Here is a 17,084-nt window from a genome sequence, read left to right as displayed (position 1 = left end):
TGATGGCATCGCGACATGATAGAGTCGGAGCTCAACTATGGAGGGTGACATGAAAAACAGATGGATATGGTCAATGTTGCTAGTAGCGGTAATGCTTACAGGATGTGCGTCCGCGCCATCCCAGTACGACATTGCCACCGCTAACTACGGCGCGCCCATAGCCTCTTGGGAGGCAGAAAAGAAGGCGACAGAGTTTTTTAGCTTGTACCTTAAAGATCCATATTCTGCGCAGTATCAATTTTCGACGGTTAACCGCGGCTACTACGTAGGGAATGCATTTGAATCGCGCGAACTGACCGCAGGCTACATGCTGATAGCTTCTGTTAACGCGAAAAATAGTTATGGTGGCTACACCGGGGCAGTCGAATACAGACTGATATTTCACGACGGAAAGCTCGTCAGGGTGATAGAAGTCATGCCACAAGGAACGCTGAAAAAAATCTTGTAGCCTAGACCAGGGCCAGCCATGACTTAGGCAATGAGGCGGAAAGGTCCTCAACGCCTACGCGACAGAGGCGCGCCAGTTATAAGCTCGTACCTTTGGTTCGCAGTGCTGGCGCGAACCTGGATCGCGGTTACCAGCAAAGTTACCACCAATGGTTACCAGTCCGGGCGGTTGCCAAACGTGAGATTGCCACGCTGGTTGCCACCGAAAGCCGACACTTTGCGCGGCTCATAAAGCGCTGGTTTCCACTGAGGTTTCTACGGTATCGCAGTGCTTTTCACTGGTCGAAAGCTGACTTGCGAAACAAACCCCATGAATGAGGCAAAAACACGCCAAATCGAGGTCGAATGACGTGTTTGTGAAATAACCCCATGAATGACCCGCGTCAAGTGCCTATCGGCATGTTTTCACGCAGTGTTTCACGCAGACTTTTCACGCACCTGGAGTGCGCGAAAGCGTCCAGACAAGCCCTAGTCTTTGCTACGTATGGCTTTCACAGCAGAAACAATTTCTTGCACCAATACCGCAATCGCACCGTAGTCCGAATCTTTCGGCGGATCTTTACGATCAGACAAAACGAAGCCTGATACAAACCTAGTCAAAGTTACTAGGATGATCAAACCGAGTGCAGATGAGAAGGTTGCTGGAATTAGAGGCGCCATCAACTGCAAAGCGTCGGAGTTGTTGAACAATTTTGGTTTATCTGGGAGAGCCGTCAGCTCAACCTTAACTGCATCTGGGTTCGCAGTCCGTACAGCCTTAGCAATTTCATTTGCCAAAAATACATTCCGCTCTCTTTCGTCGGCTTTCGCAGCAGCTGCTTCAATGTTGGAGAGGAAATGCATTCCTGTGTATAGGGCAAACCCTATGCACAGTGCGGCTAAGACACCCATTCCGATAGCAAGCCAAAGCGTGAGCGCGCGCCCAAGACCGTTCCGCACCATTGTGTCGTTGGTAATTCGACTAAGAGAATCGTCCGTATCCCGAGGAGCTGTCGCTTTAGGCCCGCCTTGGTCTCGATCACTACTCCGGTCAATATGGGCTACGGTTTCATTCGCCGAACTCATCAAATTATCCCTAAATTTTTGAGACGATAAGTCATCGCCACTGACGAAACGCCGAACGCCTCTGCCAAGTCCTGCACATTTCTGGCTGAACCATAAAGGTCTCTCACAAGATCTTCTGGCATCAGCAGGTTGGCCGCGAACGCATTCGCAGCGACCTCATCTGGATCGTTATAGTTGTTGAAGGACTTGTCTCGCTTTGGAGCCCTCCCTTCCCGGACATGGCCTAACATAACGTGAGCCAGCTCATGAGCGATGGTGAAGCGCGTCCTGTAGCTAATTTCTTCCTTGTTGTACTCACAGAGGTAGTAGTAGCCGCTACTGTCCTTTGCGAGCCTGGCCTGACCACTACATCCGTCAAGGAACTCGGACGAGCGACCACGAACCACGACAGGAAGACTGTCATCGCCCGACTCGCTAAAATTCTTGATCAGCAGGTCTTCTGCTATCTCTTGCGGATCAACAGGCAACGCGCCATCCCAAGACAGGCCTAAGGCTTTCTCGGCGAGAGAAACGGCTTTACGAATCGACATTTCCGAACCTCCTATGGGTTGCTCTGCTGCGTTATCAAGACACCGTCAGATGGGTGCGATCATGAGTTTTTCAAGGATGGTCGCTTCTATCCTCAAATTACGCCAGTTTGATGCGTAATTAAGAAGCGGCGGCACATTGCATGATCATTGAGCATGACGCAACAAAGAAATTCATTCTCGTAATCCATACGCGCCTCCCCATGTAAGCCTTTTCTTACACCGAGAAAGCCGAGAGTCTCGCGCCCGATGCCTTCACCTCTATTAATCTGGCACATCTGGAAAAAAGTAAATAGACGCGTCTCGCGCACAGCGCTCTCGGTATGCGCTCACCAAGCCGTACCGGCAGCAAGTTCGCACTTCTGGTTCGCACCAGCTAATGCGTACCTGGTCAGCCTGCCTGTTATCAAAAGCTATGGTTGCCAGCCGCTGGTTTCCACTGTGGTTTCCACCAAAAGCAGGTGGTTTGACTGGCAACTTTGCGTCTTCCCAGGCAAATGCAATCCGCGACACATCAAGGTTTAGGACAATCAGGCAAGACGACGATGGGAGTACGCTATATTCGCGACCTAGGGCCTGCTGTGGGCTCATACGAGCAAAGGAAGGACGCAATGAGTGCAAATCACCACGGAGTGGACAGCCACCTGCTTGACCCCTGGGTGCAATGGCTGGCAAACAGAACATTCCTCTATGTGCTGGTGGCCGTGTCGTTAATCGCGGGTGTCGGCCTTTCGATTTGGAAGGGCGACTGGACAATGCTCAACAGATTCGGGGCGGTTATTGCCGTGGCTGGTCTTCTGTTCACTATGGCACCTGTGTTTTCCAATGGAATCTACCGATCCCAGTCGGGGGCCGGACGTCTTGGAGATCTGCAGGGTGGTGACCTGGTCACGACAACCGCAGAGGAGCGCCGTATCGGAAGCAATGTCGCCGTCGGAATCGTGGTTTCCATCGTGGGGGCCTTAGTGAATGCTTTCGGAGATCTAGGCGGTTCGTGGCTTTACTCATTCTGGCCGTTTTGCAGAGGCCAAATTCTATGAGTATCAGACCAAGGCAGTGAGCGTACTTTGACCACGCTTTGACGGAACGGTAGTCGGATGTGAGACAGGCATGAGACGAAACCCGCGCCAGGTGGACGTCCGAGGCTTTATCCATGCGAGTGCCGTCAAACAAGCAGGCTTGGTCGTCTCATACCCCTGACAGACCCCAGACGGATTCTGGACAGGCATTGGACGGATTGTGGCCTGGCTCAGCAAGACGATTGCCCGGAAAGCAGCGGCACACCTGGTGCGCAGAGTATCTCAGCACATCCGAGCGCCGCACTCCGTCAAGAATGCCAAAATCCTTGACCCAGCCTTGACGGAATTTTTGACAGGGTTTGACGGATTGCCAGACGACCATGCGCCAGCGCCTGGCTGGACGCCTTTATCTGTAAGGGCTGGCGAGGATTTAGCGAGGTAGCAGCGAGCGCGGCCCGTCAAAAATTCTCGGTGGGCTCGTCAAGGGAGAATTGACGCTCGCAACCGGCCTCGATAGGTGACAGGACGCCCCAAGCAAACTACCAGGATCACGGTAGTTATCAGATAATCGAACGCCTGTTCAGCGACTGTTGAGCACGACCACATCTGCGAGGGCCACCCCATGTCCGTGATTGACTGTGATTACCTGCCCATCGACAAGGTGGTGTTTCCACCCGAGCTGGCATTGCTGATCGTGAGGAAGGCCGCAGCCATGGCCGAAGAGTTCGAGAGCCAGGCACTCGACCAGCTCACCAAGGACGCCAGGCGTGCGCTCTCGCAGGGTTCGGAGCCTCGGCGGATCATCAGGGAAATGCGGCTGTAGATAGCGGCAAGCTTTCCGGCATCTAGTGCGCGACACGTTTTCGTTATGCGCGGATTGTGTCGCGGACAAACTACCCAAAATCCGGGTAGTTCTCCTGTTTGAAACCGGGAAGCTGAATCACTGCGATTGCTCCCCGGCAGGCAGCCCCACTGATAGGCAGATCAAGACCGCCCTTGCGCCGCACCCTTCGTCGCAACCTACTGCTGAGATAGCTGCTCGATTGGCTTCGTCTGTACAGGTGCTGGAGCTTGTGCTTTCGCCAGACTTGGGAGATTCCCAGTGACATCATCGGGTAGCGTGTACATGGCGCCAGTCAGCGGATCAACGATCAGCATGCCGATCAGGCCGCCGAACGCGATATTCCCCCAATACCAGCCATTCACTGACGACTTCAATGGCGTCACCGTGTCCGCATGCCCTTCCTTGTGGAAAGCTACGCTATAGCTCTCGCTCTTGAAGTAACCACGGCTCGATTTAAGGATCGCGCCGCCCGGCGTAACTCCGGACGCTACAACTTGGCCGCTACTGTTCAAAACGTCGTATTTGGCACCAGTAGGCATGCTGTAGATTGCAACCTTCGGCTTGCTTTCGCTGACGATGCTGGCGCAGCCAGAGATCAACGTAGCGCCTATTGCGGCGGCAGCGCAGATGGTCTTATGGATGGCTTTCAAAGTAACTCCTTGGGAAATATGGCTGCCTTCATTGGCATGAGCTGCGTTGCGCAGAACAAAAATGATTGTACTGGATTGATGGCCGTTTGCTATCTACCCCACGCACACCTGCCATACCGAAACGGGAGGCCAGGCTAATTACGGAATATCCAGTAATTACCGGATGGCTCAGTTTTGATCCATCCTGAGCAGAGGGTAAAAGCGGGAGAAATGCCGATTGTTCTGTCTACAGGAACCGTACTATTGGCTACAGCCCGCGTGTTTACTGGAGTCAGTCATCGGCAGTGACTTTTTCTACTCACAAATCTACTCACTTTTTGAAATGTGCCCCCTTTTTACGGGCATGGTCTGAGTCGTCCTAAACTTTCAGGAGTCGGTGCCCCCGCAACTTTTCACGGGCTAGCGAACATCGGCGGCTGACGCTACATTGAATCGGCATAGCCAGGCGAACAAAATAATCTAGCCGGAACCGAGAAGGGGTGGCACAAATGAACGCACACCAGCGCCGCCAACGCATCGTGTTCTGGCGCGGATCATTCCCTGTGATATTGGGTTTTGTCTCTCTAGTTCTGGCTTTAATGCTGGCTGACCGAGTGGCCCCGGTAACGCCTCAAGAACTCGATAGCGAAAACCTTACTCAGCCAGAGGCTCACTCCCCAGAGTTGGGGCATAAGGCCGCCGTGCAAATTCTGACGGTATCTAAATAGGCCAAGTCTGGCCGCTCATCCGATAGCTCGAATCTTAGCGGCCCCATTACCGGGGAAAATTGACCGGATGAGAGGGGTACTTTTCGTTTTGGGGGCATATTTGGGGGCATTGACCAGACACATAACCAGCAAATACCAGTAAATACGCGGTCTGTAGACGATGGTTCGATTCCGTCTCTGGCACCATAAATACCGAAAAACCCCTGCATCGAAAGATTCAGGGGTTTTTTATTGGGCGCCATTTATCGTTCGCTCGCACAGCGGCCGACGCCCCCCTTGGCTATTCGAAAGGTATGCGCTTCAATGGCGCCCCAACGCCCCCCCTGCCTGCAAAAGGACTCAAGCCCATGGCCTCGTCAGACAAACAGCAGAAACGCGCCAAACGGGCGAAGACCAAGGCCAGGCAGAACCGCGTGAGCAAACCCGCGCAGAGCGTCGTCCACCCGGTTCTCGCGTCACCCCTGATCAACCAGCCTTTCGATGACGTCGACATTGACCTGAGCACGTTCGACTTCAAGGACATCCTTGAAAACGGCTTCGATCCGGCCGACTTCGACGACCTGTTCCAGACCATGAAAGCCGCCGAAGCGATTAGCCAACTGGCAATGTGCGTGGTCTTTCTTCAATACCCGGTGCTGGAACTGGTCATTGCCGAAGAGGAAGAAGAGGACGCCACCGACTTCTTGATGAGCCTGCTCATCGCGTACCGGGCGATGTTCTACGACGAAGACGAAGACGCTGCCGTTGTATGGATGGAAGGCCCTGTGTTCCAGGCCGACTACAACGAGGCATCACGGATTCTGCAGGAAAAAAACAAAACCCTGTCTCGCCGAGACTGATCCACCGGACAGGCTCCAGGAGTCTGCCGTCCCCCACCTTTGCATCGTCTTTTTTTGAGGTTAGTAACATGCGTACAACACTTTCTGCCCTTACCCTCGCCCTAGGACTTCTGGCCGCCCAAAGCGCCATGGCCGGGGGCGATCTCAACGCCGCACTTGGCGGGGGCATCGGCGGCGCACTGGGTAACGTCGTCGGCCAGAAAATGGGCGGCAGCACCGGTGCAGCACTGGGTGCCGGTGTCGGCGGCGCAGCAGGAGGCGCGATCTCTGCACCCAAAGGTCACAAGACCTCCGCAGCACTCGGTGGCGGCCTCGGATCAGCAGGCGGCTCGCTGATCGGCGGCAAACTGGGCGGTACTACCGGCTCAACCGTTGGCGCAGGCCTGGGCGGCGCAGCAGGTGGCGCCATTGCCAATGACATGGCCAGTGGCAGCAAACACAAGCGCAAACATGACTGATTCGTTTGCAGCCTGACGCTTTTTTGCCGGGCTTTGGTTTTGCGGTTTCACCCGGGGAATGCAGGCATGGCCTCCCTGAATGAGATCGTGACTAAGAAAGGAGCAGCGCTACTGGCTGCCGAAGGCGACCTGCTCGAACCGTTCAAATAAAGCCCGCTCCAAACAAAACGGCCGCGATCATCACTGATCGCGGCCGTTTTGTTTTTAAGAGTCATGCAGGGCAAGCTCGCCCGCCGAGCCGATCTTCCCTGCCCGCTGACTCTGCCCACGACGCCCCAAGACCTGTCGTTTTTACACATAATTTCCGCAGAAATTTAACTTAGCTTAATCGTTGATTTAATATAATGTTTATCAGGCCCTAATCAGGGACTCAGTGAATACAAGCTTTTCGCTGAAATTTTTATAGATAATCTATTTGGCGATTAGAGATATTCCGCTCATGCCTGAATTTCTTCACCATGACCTTAAGCTATTGAATCCCTCCTTTGACTCAGGCTTGGTGGACGTCCTGAGCGAGCTTGAGCACCTTCGCCGATTAAAACTTGAAGGGGACACGCCCGCCCCGGTCTTTTTCCAGCTCAAATCCATATTCCACACGCTTGAGAGCCTGGGATCTGCGCGCATCGAAGGGAACCACACCACCCTTGCTGACTACATCGACAGCAAGGTAGAAGGCAGGGTGGAAGACACCGATCAATTGGGCGAGGTGGCCAACATTGAAAAGGCCATGGATTACATAGAAAAAATCATGGAGCCCGGCACCCCGCTTACCGAGCATGTTATCCGCGAGCTGCATGCCATGACGGTGCAGGAACTCCACCGCGAAGGTGACAAGACGCCAGGGGCTTATCGACAAGGCACGGTACGCATATCCCAGTCAGAGCACTTGCCGCCTGACTTCGTCCTTGTGCAAGGGTACATGCAAGAGCTGGTCGACTTCATAAACAAGGACGACTCGCCAAAATACGACCTGATGAAAGTGGCGTTGGCTCATCATAGGTTCGGATGGATACACCCATTCGGTAATGGGAATGGTCGGGTGGTGAGACTACTCACCTACGCAATGCTGATGAAGTATGGTTTCAATGTGAGCACTGGAGGGCGGGTTCTCAACCCCACAGCCGTTTTCTGTAATGATCGAGAGCGCTACTACACAATGCTCGCGACAGCAGATACAGGCACAGAAGAAGGGCTCGAAGCCTGGTGCACCTATGTCCTGGAAGGCGTTCGCGACGAACTGGCCAAGGTTGATAGACTCACACAGTATGCATACCTGACGAAGTCGATCCTCAATCCTGCCATTGCTTTCGCCCGTGAAAGACGCTGGATCACCGAGACAGAAGAGTCTGTGCTGTCCGTGGCGATAAAGGCGAAGGTCGTTAAATCCGCAGATTTATCGGGCGTGTTACCCAAGCTTAAAAGCGCTCAGCGAACCTACCTGATAAAGAAACTCGTCGACCAAGACATGCTACTTCCTATCAGCGAAGGTGCAAGGCAGTACACGATTGGTTTTTCCAATAATTATTTGATACGCGGCGTTATCAAAGCACTTAGAGATCAGGGCTTCATACCCGAGCCATTGGAGAAGCCCTGAAAGCGCTCGTCGCTGCTTGAGCTTACCCCCCCAACAAAAACGGCCGCGATCATCACTGATCGCGGCCGTTTTGTTTTATCGAGCCCTATAACAGCCCTGCCCCATTAACTCAGTACCGGCTTGCCCTGCCGTACCGCGATGTTGCGGCGTCGTGCCACCAGCAATCCTGCTGCGATGACCAACGCGCTCAACACGCCGGTGGCGAGGATTTCGACGCGGTGTTCTTCCTGGAACAGCATGATGGTCAGCACGCCGACGATGAAGACGATGACGGCCCATGTCAGCCCTGGGAACAGCCACATGCGGAAGGCAATGGTCTCGCCATTAGCGGTGCGTTTGTGGCGCAGGCGCAACTGGGAGATGGCGATGACCAGGTACACCAGCAGCGCAATGGCGCCGGAGCTGGCGAGCAGGAAGTCGAAAACCGCCGCCGGAGCGACGTAGTTGGCGAATACCGCCAGGAAGGCCGCTGAGGTGGACAGCATGACCGCCCAGTAAGGCGTGCCGCTGCGGTTAGTGCGTCTTGCAACAGCAGGCGCATCGCCGCGCTTGCCGAGGGAGAAGAGCATCCGCGAGGCGGTGTACAGCGCCGAATTCAAGCAACTGGTTACGGCGACCAATACCACCAGATCGACGATCAGTTTGGCGTTAGGAATGCCCATCATGTCGAGCACGGTCTGATAAGAACCCAGCGCGGTCAGACGGCTGTCATTCCACGGCACCAGCGCGACGACAAGGAAAATCGACACCAGATAGAACAGGCAAATCCGCCAGATCACCGAGTTGGTGGCCTTGGTGATCTGCTCACCCGGGTTCTTCGATTCAGCGGCAGCGATCGTAACGATCTCGGTGCCCATGAACGAAAACATGGTGGTCAACATGGCCGCCAGCACAGCGCCCATCCCGTTGGGCATGAAGCCGTGCGTGTCGACCAGATGACTGACGCCGCTGACCTGACTGCCCGGCAACAGACCGAAAATCGCCAGAACGCCCAAAATGACGAAACCGATAATGGCCAACACCTTGATCAGAGCGAACCAGAATTCGAACTCGCCGTAATGCTTCACGCTGAACAGGTTGGTGGCCGTGAGGAGCAAGGTGATAACCAGCGTGAACGCCCAAATTGCCATGCCGGGAAACCAGGCATGCAGGATTGTCGCGGCGGCGTTGGCTTCGAGAGGGATAACCAGCACCCAGAACCACCAGTACAGCCAACCAATGGTGAAACCGGCCCAATGGCCGATAGCACGGTCCGCGTAGGTGGAGAACGAACCGGTGTCAGGTGAGGCCACCGCCATCTCGGCCAGCATGCGCATGACCAGAACCACCAGCGTGCCCGCCGCCAAGTAGGCCAACAGCACAGCCGGGCCCGCCTCGGCGATGGCGTGCCCGGAGCCGACGAACAAGCCAGCGCCAATCACACCGGCGATAGAAAGCATGGTGATGTGTCGCGATTTGAGCCCCTGATCGAGGTCGTTGGATTTTTGCGCACTGCTCATTAAAACTACCTTTGCAAAGAAGCGAGATTCAGTTCGTCGTACACGTCGCGCACCCCGTAAAAAGAAAGCAACGACGCTGTTCCTTATTTTTTACGCAAGATTTACGCCAAAATGTGTCTATAACGACGTCGTCCACGGATATACGCGCTTGCGCCTCGTTCCATAAGCGTTTGATAGGAATGGCCTTTTGCCATTTTCCAGAGTTTGTTACTGAACGCCTCACCCACTTAACGATGGCGTGCATGACAAATACACACAGGGCGCATTTGTCGCCCCGATGTGGTGCGCTCGCAAAATGACCGAGAGGATTGCCTCCGAGGCAATAAACCTTCCAACACCCTCTCGAAACTGGCACCATCGCGGCCCTTTTTTGCCCAGCCGTCGCGTGACCAACGCACCTTCCGAGGTGCGGTTTGTATCCGCGCGACAGTCTGCGTTAGCAATGCGACAACCCTTCGATAGCCGGAAGCTTGCTTCCAAACGCTATGCTAGCTTGGCGCTCGCCAAGGAAGGCCGCCAATAGCAGGAGCACACAGAACACAATGAGGACCGCACATGGCTGAGGCCACGCCCGCGCTGGAAATCCGTAACTTGCACAAACGCTACGGTTCGCTTGAAGTACTCAAAGGTATTTCGCTGACCGCCCGCGATGGCGATGTGATCTCGATCCTTGGCTCTTCCGGTTCCGGTAAATCCACCCTGCTGCGCTGCATCAATCTGCTGGAAAACCCGCATCAAGGGCAGATTCTGGTGGCCGGTGAAGAACTGAAACTCAAGGCCGCCAAGAATGGCGATCTGATCGCCGCCGACAACAAGCAGATCAATCGCATGCGCAGCGAGATCGGCTTCGTGTTCCAGAACTTCAATCTGTGGCCGCACATGACCGTACTCGACAACATCATCGAGGCGCCGCGTCGCGTACTGGGGCAAAGCAAGGCTGAAGCCATTGAAGTCGCTGAAGCCCTGCTGGCCAAAGTCGGCATCGGCGACAAGCGTCATGTGTACCCGGCCCAACTGTCTGGCGGTCAACAACAGCGCGCGGCCATCGCCCGCACCCTGGCGATGCAGCCTAAAGTAATCCTGTTCGATGAACCGACCTCCGCCCTCGATCCGGAAATGGTTCAGGAAGTGCTCAACGTCATTAGAGCCCTCGCCGAAGAAGGCCGGACCATGCTGCTCGTAACCCACGAAATGAGCTTTGCCCGCCAAGTGTCCAGCGAAGTAGTGTTCCTGCATCAGGGCCTCGTCGAAGAACAAGGATCGCCGCAACAGGTGTTTGAAAACCCCTTGTCGGCGCGTTGTAAACAATTCATGTCCAGCAACCGCTAACGGAGCAACACGCATGCAGACCTACAAAAAATTTCTCCTGGCCGCTGCCGTCACTCTGACATTCGCGACCAGCGCCTTTGCCGCAGAAAAACTGAAAATGGGCATCGAAGCCGCCTACCCGCCGTTCAATAACAAAGACGCCAGCGGCCAGGTCGTGGGCTTCGACGTCGACATCGGCAACGCCCTTTGCGCCAAGATGAAAGTCGAATGCGAAATCGTCACGTCCGACTGGGACGGCATCATCCCGGCCTTGAACGCGAATAAATTCAATTTCCTGATCTCGTCGATGTCGATCACCGAGGAACGCAAACAGGCCGTCGACTTCACTGACCCGTACTATTCCAACAAGCTGCAGTTCGTTGCGCCCAAGACCACTGATTTGACCATCGACAAGGCCACCCTCAAGGAAACCTTGAAAGGCAAAATCATTGGTGCCCAGCGTGCGACGCTGGCAGGTAGCTGGCTCGAAGACAACCTGGGTGACACCGTCACCATCAAGCTCTATGACACTCAGGAAAACGCCTACCTCGACCTGACCTCCGGGCGTGTCGATGCACTGCTGGCAGACAAATTCGTCAACTACGAATGGCTCAAAAGCGACGCGGGCAAAAACTTTGAATTCAAAGGCGAGCCAGTGTTCGGCAACGACAAAATCGGCATCGCCGTGCGCAAAGGCGATCCACTGCGTGAGGAGCTGAACAAAGCGCTGAAAGAAATCATCGCCGACGGCACCTACAAAAAAATCAACGACAAGTATTTCCCGTTCAGTATTCTCTGACCTGCCCGACGGGCACCGCCGCTTCTTGTTTCAGTGACAGCGTCGCGGTGCCGGTCCCTAGCAAAGCCTGCCTATGAACATTGATATCTACGGATTCGGCCCGGCCCTTGCGGCTGGCGCGCTGATGACCGTCAAACTGGCCCTGTCGGCGTTATGCCTGGGGCTGGTGCTCGGTCTGCTCGGCGCCTTGGCAAAAACATCACCCTACAAGTCGCTGCAATGGCTTGGCGGTACCTACTCGACGCTGGTGCGCGGCATCCCGGAATTACTCTGGGTCCTGCTGATCTACTTCGGCACGGTCAACCTTATGCGCAGCCTCGGCGAAGCGCTCGGCAAACCCGACCTTGAGCTAAACGCCTTTGCGGCCGGGGTGATCGCGCTCGGTTTGTGCTTTGGCGCGTATGCGACCGAAGTGTTCCGAGGGGCCATCCTCGCCATCCCTAAAGGTCATCGCGAAGCCGGTATGGCGCTGGGCATGTCCACATCGCGGATCTTCATCAAGCTGATCATGCCGCAGATGTGGCGCATCGCCCTGCCCGGCCTGGGTAACCTGTTCATGATCCTGATGAAGGACACAGCACTGGTGTCAGTGATCGGCCTTGAAGAAATCATGCGTCACTCGCAGATCGCCGTGGGCTTCACCAAACAGGCGTTCACCTTCTATATGGTCGCCGCCTTCATGTACCTGGGGCTGACAGTCCTGGCGATGATCGGCATGTACCTGCTGGAAAAACGCGCCGCACGCGGTTTCTTGAGGAGTTCGTCATGAACTGGGAAGTCATCATCAAATGGCTGCCAAGGCTGGCCCAGGGCGCAACCCTGACCCTGGAGCTGGTCGCCATCGCAGTGGTCGCCGGGCTGATTCTGGCGATACCCCTGGGCATCGCGCGCTCGTCACGGCATTTGTCCGTACGTGCCTTGCCGTACGCGTACATTTTCTTCTTCCGTGGTACGCCACTGCTGGTGCAGTTGTTTCTGGTCTATTACGGGCTGGCGCAATTCGACTCGGTACGGGCGAGCGCGCTGTGGCCGTATCTGCGCGACCCGTTCTGGTGTGCGACCGTCACCATGACCCTGCACACGGCAGCCTACATCGCCGAGATCCTGCGGGGCGCGATCCAGGCCATCCCGCCGGGCGAAATCGAAGCGGCGCGGGCGCTGGGCATGTCCAAGTGGAAAGCCCTGTTCTACATCATCCTGCCGCGCGCATCGCGCATCGGGCTGCCGGCCTACAGCAACGAAGTGATTCTGATGCTCAAAGCCAGCGCGCTGGCCAGCACCGTCACCCTAATGGAACTGACCGGCATGGCACGCACCATCATCGCCAGGACCTACCTGCCGGTCGAAATATTCTTCGCCGCCGGGATGTTCTACCTGCTGATGGCTTACGTCCTGGTACGCGGCTTCAAGCTACTGGAACGCGTACTGCGCGTGGACGCCTGCCAAGGGCGGTGAGACAAACGCGCGGGTGAATGGAGCAGCCTGAATACTCCACTCATCCGCGCCCAGTCTGTGGATAAGTCTGTTAATAACAATTCGAAGAAGGCACGAAAACCGCAGCCTGCTGGCCAAGTTCATGACTGATCATTTTTCACTCAAGCCTAAACCGCCCAAAAAACAGTAAGTTGCAGCAGTTGAGAACGGCCGCACAAAATCAGCCACTGGCGCGCCACCCCTAACTCCGATTGTGCATAAGCATTCCAGCAAAAGTGAATATGGCCCGCAAAGCCATTGTTTTACCGGCAGTACATAGGGGTGCAGAACGTGCACAGAACCTGACCAACACAAGGAAAAAACCCCAACTGTCGAGGGTGGATCAGGGAAGCAGCGGGACAGAAGCAGTGAAAAAGCTCATCGCTGAAAGTTTTTGCAATCGAATCAGTCAGCTAGGGGTTTACAACCCAAAAAATCTGGATATACTTTGCGCCCATCACGCCGGTATAGCTCAGTTGGTAGAGCAACTGACTTGTAATCAGTAGGTCCCGAGTTCGACTCTTGGTGCCGGCACCATACAAGGTTCCAGAGAAAGCTTTCAAAATCTCTGAAACCCCCGAAAAACCCGCCTTCTGGCGGGTTTTTTCGTTTTGGGGTTCTGTCAGCCTACGTCAATCCGCCAAACGCTTCATCTCGGCCACTGTGCGGGTCAGTTCGTCGGCGAGTGGGCTCGGCAGGCAAGTCTGGAAGACGCTTGCCAGTTGATCGTAGTACCACAGGGTGCCGTCCTTCCCAGTATTGAAACGAGAGAACATCTTGGGGCCATGGGTATTGAGATCGCTCACGATTGCGCGAGCGTTGTGCAGTTTGTCGCAGCCGGAGACTAACAAGACCTCTGCTGGCGCATCGGGCAGATGATCCAGATAACGCTGCTTGCGGGTATGCCAATCACCCCTCTTGCCATTTTCATCCGGTACACCATCGGTGAAGCCGAGCACGATGCGGGTGACCCGCTCGCCGAACTGCGTTCTGATCTGTGCTTCGGCGTGCGCGCCAGCATCTTCCACGGCATCGTGGAGTAAGCCCGCAATGGTCTGGTCTTCATCCCCTCCGTGCTCCATTACCAGGCAGGCGACCCCCATGAGGTGGGACAAATAGGGAATACCGGTGGCCTTGCGGGTTTGATCGGCGTGAAGCGTTGTCGCCAGGGCGACGGCGTCTGCGATTCGGAATGAAGGTTGGAAATTCGGATTCATTGCGACCCTCCAAAATGTAGTTTTTACACATTTAAAGACTGCGGTAATCAATAGTCAGGCCTGATCCTCTGGCCTGATTTCGCCAGCCAGTGGCCCGGGTGTACAGCACGTAGGTATCAGTTCGCGGGCACGGTGATCACTGGCGCCTGCGGCGGTACGCCGGTTTCGGCCAGGGAGAACAGCACGAGAATGAACAGGAATTCCGATTTGGACTTCATGTCGCGGTCGTCGATCCAGAACCAATAGCCACGATAGCGAACGGCGGAATACGCATCGGCGGGTCGCTCCACGCTCGAGTGGATACGTACCAGCGGGTCGTCCCACGGGCTTGGGTTATCGGGTGCGGCCGCTGCCGGGTTTGCGCGTCCTTCCTTCAGGTGCTGGGGAGGCACCTCGATGGTCGCGGCAAGCTCTAGGAATATTTCCGACATGGAACGTGTGAGCAGGGCGACCTCCGTATCGCTCCTCGACACCATACCGAAGGTCAATGTCAGTTCACTTGTGTCGGGACGCAGATGAAGGGTTTCGCGCACAAAGTGGCTGTCCTTCAGGACGCTTTCAGGAACGCCCTGATTGATGATAACCAGAACGGCGTCACTGTCAGCGCCCGGATTAATTCGCATGCCCAGCGATTCCGACCGCTGTATCCGTCTTAGCGTCTCAAGCACCTGATAGAAACGTGGATCCGCAGCCCGGGCACGGGTGGGCGATGTGGATCGGTTGTAGACGCCGTTAATGGCGCGGGTAGTCAATTGCAGCACGCGATCCACGGGATAGCCCGCCTGGACAAGGGAGAACACGGAAGCCGGTGATAGCGGGTGCAGCAGATAGCGTGAGAATTTCTCCCCGGAGAGTGGTGTGTAGCTGATCGTCGGTCGGTCCGTGTAACGGCCGTATGCGCCGATGGCTTGGCTATCTCCATCGTTAGGCCATCCCGAAAACCAGCTCGCGCCCAGGCTGACCTGACTCTCCATCGCGGTGGAGCTGATCATCGACGTGACATCCAGGTACACCGGTACGTCCCCGTAGCGCAACTTGACGACATTGAGCAGCGTCTGCTCTTTCCAGGTCGTGGAAAGAACACCGCCGTAGTCTGTACGATCGCGCTGAATCGAGGTTGGCCCCATTGTTCCGCACCCACCTAAGTAGCAGGCTGCGGTGAGCAATGCTACACAACGGATCGGCGTCATCAATCTTCCTCTATCAGCGCTTTGATCCGTCCGGACTTCTCTGCAGCCACCAGCGCCGCATGGTCTTTTGCATTTTGATCCGCATAGGTCAGGGCAAATTCGCCGATGGCCTGGTCGAACGTGTCCGACTTGCCCAGGTAGCCACTGATCAGCGCCGCATCCCCGGATTTGGCGTGAGCACGGGCCAGGGTAAGACCGCACAGCTCGGCATACATCTTCATTTGTGCGAACGATGCGCCTTCTACAGGCGCGGACATTTTCATGTCCCGTAACTGGCGCACAAAGAAATCCCGTCCTCTTTGGCCTTGCGTCCAGCCCAAAAAAATATCGCTGGAGGACTGCATCAGCCGCTGCCCCGTTACAACGCGCTGCCCGTGATTGTCATAAATGCTCTTGCCCGCATAAGGCTCGAGTACGGAGGGACAAGCTTCCTTGAATTGCAGGAGCAGAGGATGGTTTTCTGCGGAAAAAAACAGACCGACAAAACAACGGGTACCCACGCTACCGATGCCGACGGCTTTGAGAGCGATGTCTTCCAGACGGTAACGATCGAAGAGCACGCGGCGCTCGTGCGGCAGGGATAATCGATAATCCTGCAATGCCTTATAAACGCGCTGCTCAAAGTCTTTTTCATAAATGTGAAAAAGTATGGGCGGTTGATCGATCAGACGCCGCCGCCCCCCGACCTCGCCACTGATTGTGGGATAAAGGTAATCACCTACACGCATCTTTGCTTTTTCAATCAATTGCTCCCGCGCCTTTTTGACTTTGGCATTGGGGGCCATATCAACAATCGTTTGGGCATCCAGACGGTCGTACCAAACCTCCAGCGGACTCATCTTCGAACATTCGCGCAGACGCTCGCGATAAGCACGCACACATTCGACGGCGCTCGCCTCGGCCTCCTTGTCGGTGAGGCCGTTATCGCGCGCGGCCACGGTAAAACTGATCGCCAGACGCTTGATATCCCATTCCCACGGTGCGGGCGTCGTTTCGTCGAAATCGTTAATGTCGAAAATCAGATTGCGCTCGGGGGTCGCAAACAATCCGAAGTTCAATAGGTGGCAATCCCCGCAGGCCTGTACCTGAATACCTGTGTTCGGGGTGGTGGCCAAGTCATATGCCATCAACCCCGAAGAGCCGCGCAGAAAAGTAAACGGGCTGCGCAACATACGCCCATAGCGGACAGGTACCAGACTGGCTAGCCGATACCGGTTGGACTCTTCCAGGACATCGGTAGGGTCACGGTGTTTGCGCGGTGCTTTCCATACGGCGTGACTCGAATGTGGCATGCCCTCAAGCAAGCTCTCGCCTGCATGCACGCGTTCTTTGCGCGAGCGAAAGACCGGCTCGAAAATCCCGAATGCCTCTGCTTTTGTTTTACTTTTGATAGTTTTTTTCTTGTCGGCAGACATGTCCACTCCTTTGCTCAACGAAATCCAACTCGC

The 17,084-nt window shown here is 55.4% G+C and carries 17 protein-coding genes and 1 tRNA gene; 11 read left to right on the top strand and 7 right to left on the bottom strand.

The window, feature by feature from the left end; all coding sequences use genetic code 11:
- Window positions 1-49: 49 nt before the first annotated feature.
- Window positions 50-448, top strand: coding sequence for a hypothetical protein (locus tag RHM55_RS16180; RefSeq protein WP_322177329.1), 399 nt, complete (start codon window positions 50-52; stop codon window positions 446-448).
- Between the two features lie 467 nt (window positions 449-915).
- Here the strand turns inward: RHM55_RS16180 and RHM55_RS16175 are convergent, their stop codons facing one another.
- Complete coding sequence (locus RHM55_RS16175; RefSeq protein WP_322177328.1) at window positions 916-1,512, bottom strand: hypothetical protein; 597 nt, start codon at window positions 1,510-1,512, stop codon at window positions 916-918.
- Window positions 1,512-2,042 (bottom strand): ImmA/IrrE family metallo-endopeptidase, encoded by a 531-nt coding sequence (locus RHM55_RS16170; protein WP_322177327.1) that lies wholly within the window; start codon window positions 2,040-2,042, stop codon window positions 1,512-1,514. Before RHM55_RS16170 ends, RHM55_RS16175 begins: the two co-directional genes overlap by 1 nt.
- Window positions 2,043-2,650: 608 nt before the next feature.
- On the opposite strand from RHM55_RS16170, the gene RHM55_RS16165 reads away from it, so the two are divergent.
- Together RHM55_RS16165 and RHM55_RS16160 are read left to right on the top strand one after the other, a co-directional pair.
- On the top strand, window positions 2,651-3,079 hold the full coding sequence (locus tag RHM55_RS16165) for a hypothetical protein (protein WP_322177326.1): 429 nt from the start codon (window positions 2,651-2,653) through the stop codon (window positions 3,077-3,079).
- Window positions 3,080-3,680: 601 nt separating this feature from the next.
- Window positions 3,681-3,881, top strand: coding sequence for a hypothetical protein (locus RHM55_RS16160; protein ID WP_322177325.1), 201 nt, complete (start codon window positions 3,681-3,683; stop codon window positions 3,879-3,881).
- A gap of 197 nt (window positions 3,882-4,078) precedes the next feature.
- Here the strand turns inward: RHM55_RS16160 and RHM55_RS16155 are convergent, their stop codons facing one another.
- Window positions 4,079-4,552 (bottom strand): hypothetical protein, encoded by a 474-nt coding sequence (locus RHM55_RS16155; protein ID WP_322177324.1) that lies wholly within the window; start codon window positions 4,550-4,552, stop codon window positions 4,079-4,081.
- A gap of 1,054 nt (window positions 4,553-5,606) precedes the next feature.
- Here RHM55_RS16155 and RHM55_RS16150 point away from each other — a divergent pair.
- The 3 genes from RHM55_RS16150 (at window position 5,607) to RHM55_RS16140 (ending at window position 8,150) form a co-directional block, all read left to right on the top strand.
- Window positions 5,607-6,098 (top strand): hypothetical protein, encoded by a 492-nt coding sequence (locus tag RHM55_RS16150; protein ID WP_322177323.1) that lies wholly within the window; start codon window positions 5,607-5,609, stop codon window positions 6,096-6,098.
- Between the two features lie 68 nt (window positions 6,099-6,166).
- A complete protein-coding gene (locus RHM55_RS16145; RefSeq protein ID WP_322177322.1) occupies window positions 6,167-6,556 on the top strand; it encodes a bacteriocin in 390 nt (129 codons plus the stop codon).
- Window positions 6,557-6,995: 439 nt separating this feature from the next.
- Entirely contained in the window at window positions 6,996-8,150 is a 1,155-nt protein-coding gene (locus tag RHM55_RS16140; RefSeq protein ID WP_322177321.1) for a Fic family protein, read from the top strand.
- A 104-nt stretch (window positions 8,151-8,254) separates the two neighbouring features.
- On the opposite strand, the gene gabP is transcribed toward RHM55_RS16140, so the two are convergent.
- On the bottom strand, window positions 8,255-9,649 hold the full coding sequence (gene gabP / locus RHM55_RS16135; RefSeq protein WP_322177320.1) for a GABA permease: 1,395 nt from the start codon (window positions 9,647-9,649) through the stop codon (window positions 8,255-8,257).
- Between the two features lie 555 nt (window positions 9,650-10,204).
- Here gabP and RHM55_RS16130 point away from each other — a divergent pair.
- The 5 genes from RHM55_RS16130 to RHM55_RS16110 all read left to right on the top strand — a co-directional run bounded on the left by RHM55_RS16130 (window position 10,205) and on the right by RHM55_RS16110 (window position 13,766).
- Window positions 10,205-10,978 carry an ABC transporter ATP-binding protein gene (locus RHM55_RS16130; RefSeq protein WP_219063677.1) on the top strand — a complete coding sequence of 258 codons (774 nt, stop codon included), beginning with the start codon at window positions 10,205-10,207 and terminating at the stop codon, window positions 10,976-10,978.
- A 13-nt stretch (window positions 10,979-10,991) separates the two neighbouring features.
- Window positions 10,992-11,756, top strand: coding sequence for an ABC transporter substrate-binding protein (locus RHM55_RS16125; RefSeq protein ID WP_322177319.1), 765 nt, complete (start codon window positions 10,992-10,994; stop codon window positions 11,754-11,756).
- A gap of 73 nt (window positions 11,757-11,829) precedes the next feature.
- Complete coding sequence (locus RHM55_RS16120) at window positions 11,830-12,525, top strand: ABC transporter permease (protein ID WP_322177318.1); 696 nt, start codon at window positions 11,830-11,832, stop codon at window positions 12,523-12,525.
- On the top strand, window positions 12,522-13,211 hold the full coding sequence (locus tag RHM55_RS16115; RefSeq protein ID WP_219063680.1) for an ABC transporter permease: 690 nt from the start codon (window positions 12,522-12,524) through the stop codon (window positions 13,209-13,211). Before RHM55_RS16120 ends, RHM55_RS16115 begins: the two co-directional genes overlap by 4 nt.
- A gap of 479 nt (window positions 13,212-13,690) precedes the next feature.
- Window positions 13,691-13,766, top strand: a tRNA-Thr gene (locus RHM55_RS16110).
- Between the two features lie 95 nt (window positions 13,767-13,861).
- Here the strand turns inward: RHM55_RS16110 and RHM55_RS16105 are convergent.
- From RHM55_RS16105 to RHM55_RS16095, 3 genes are all read right to left on the bottom strand, one after another.
- A complete protein-coding gene (locus RHM55_RS16105) occupies window positions 13,862-14,446 on the bottom strand; it encodes an HD domain-containing protein (protein ID WP_322177317.1) in 585 nt (194 codons plus the stop codon).
- A 116-nt stretch (window positions 14,447-14,562) separates the two neighbouring features.
- On the bottom strand, window positions 14,563-15,636 hold the full coding sequence (locus RHM55_RS16100; RefSeq protein ID WP_322177316.1) for a hypothetical protein: 1,074 nt from the start codon (window positions 15,634-15,636) through the stop codon (window positions 14,563-14,565).
- Complete coding sequence (locus RHM55_RS16095) at window positions 15,636-17,051, bottom strand: DUF2252 domain-containing protein (protein ID WP_322177315.1); 1,416 nt, start codon at window positions 17,049-17,051, stop codon at window positions 15,636-15,638. The genes RHM55_RS16100 and RHM55_RS16095 overlap by 1 nt, the downstream gene beginning before the upstream one ends.
- Between the last annotated feature and the right edge of the window lie 33 nt (window positions 17,052-17,084).

The sequence above is a fragment of the Pseudomonas sp. MH9.2 genome (genome assembly GCF_034353875.1).
Classification (GTDB): Bacteria; Pseudomonadota; Gammaproteobacteria; order Pseudomonadales; family Pseudomonadaceae; genus Aquipseudomonas.
Note: the sequence above shows the minus strand (reverse complement) of the source record. Positions and strands in the feature narration are given on the sequence as shown.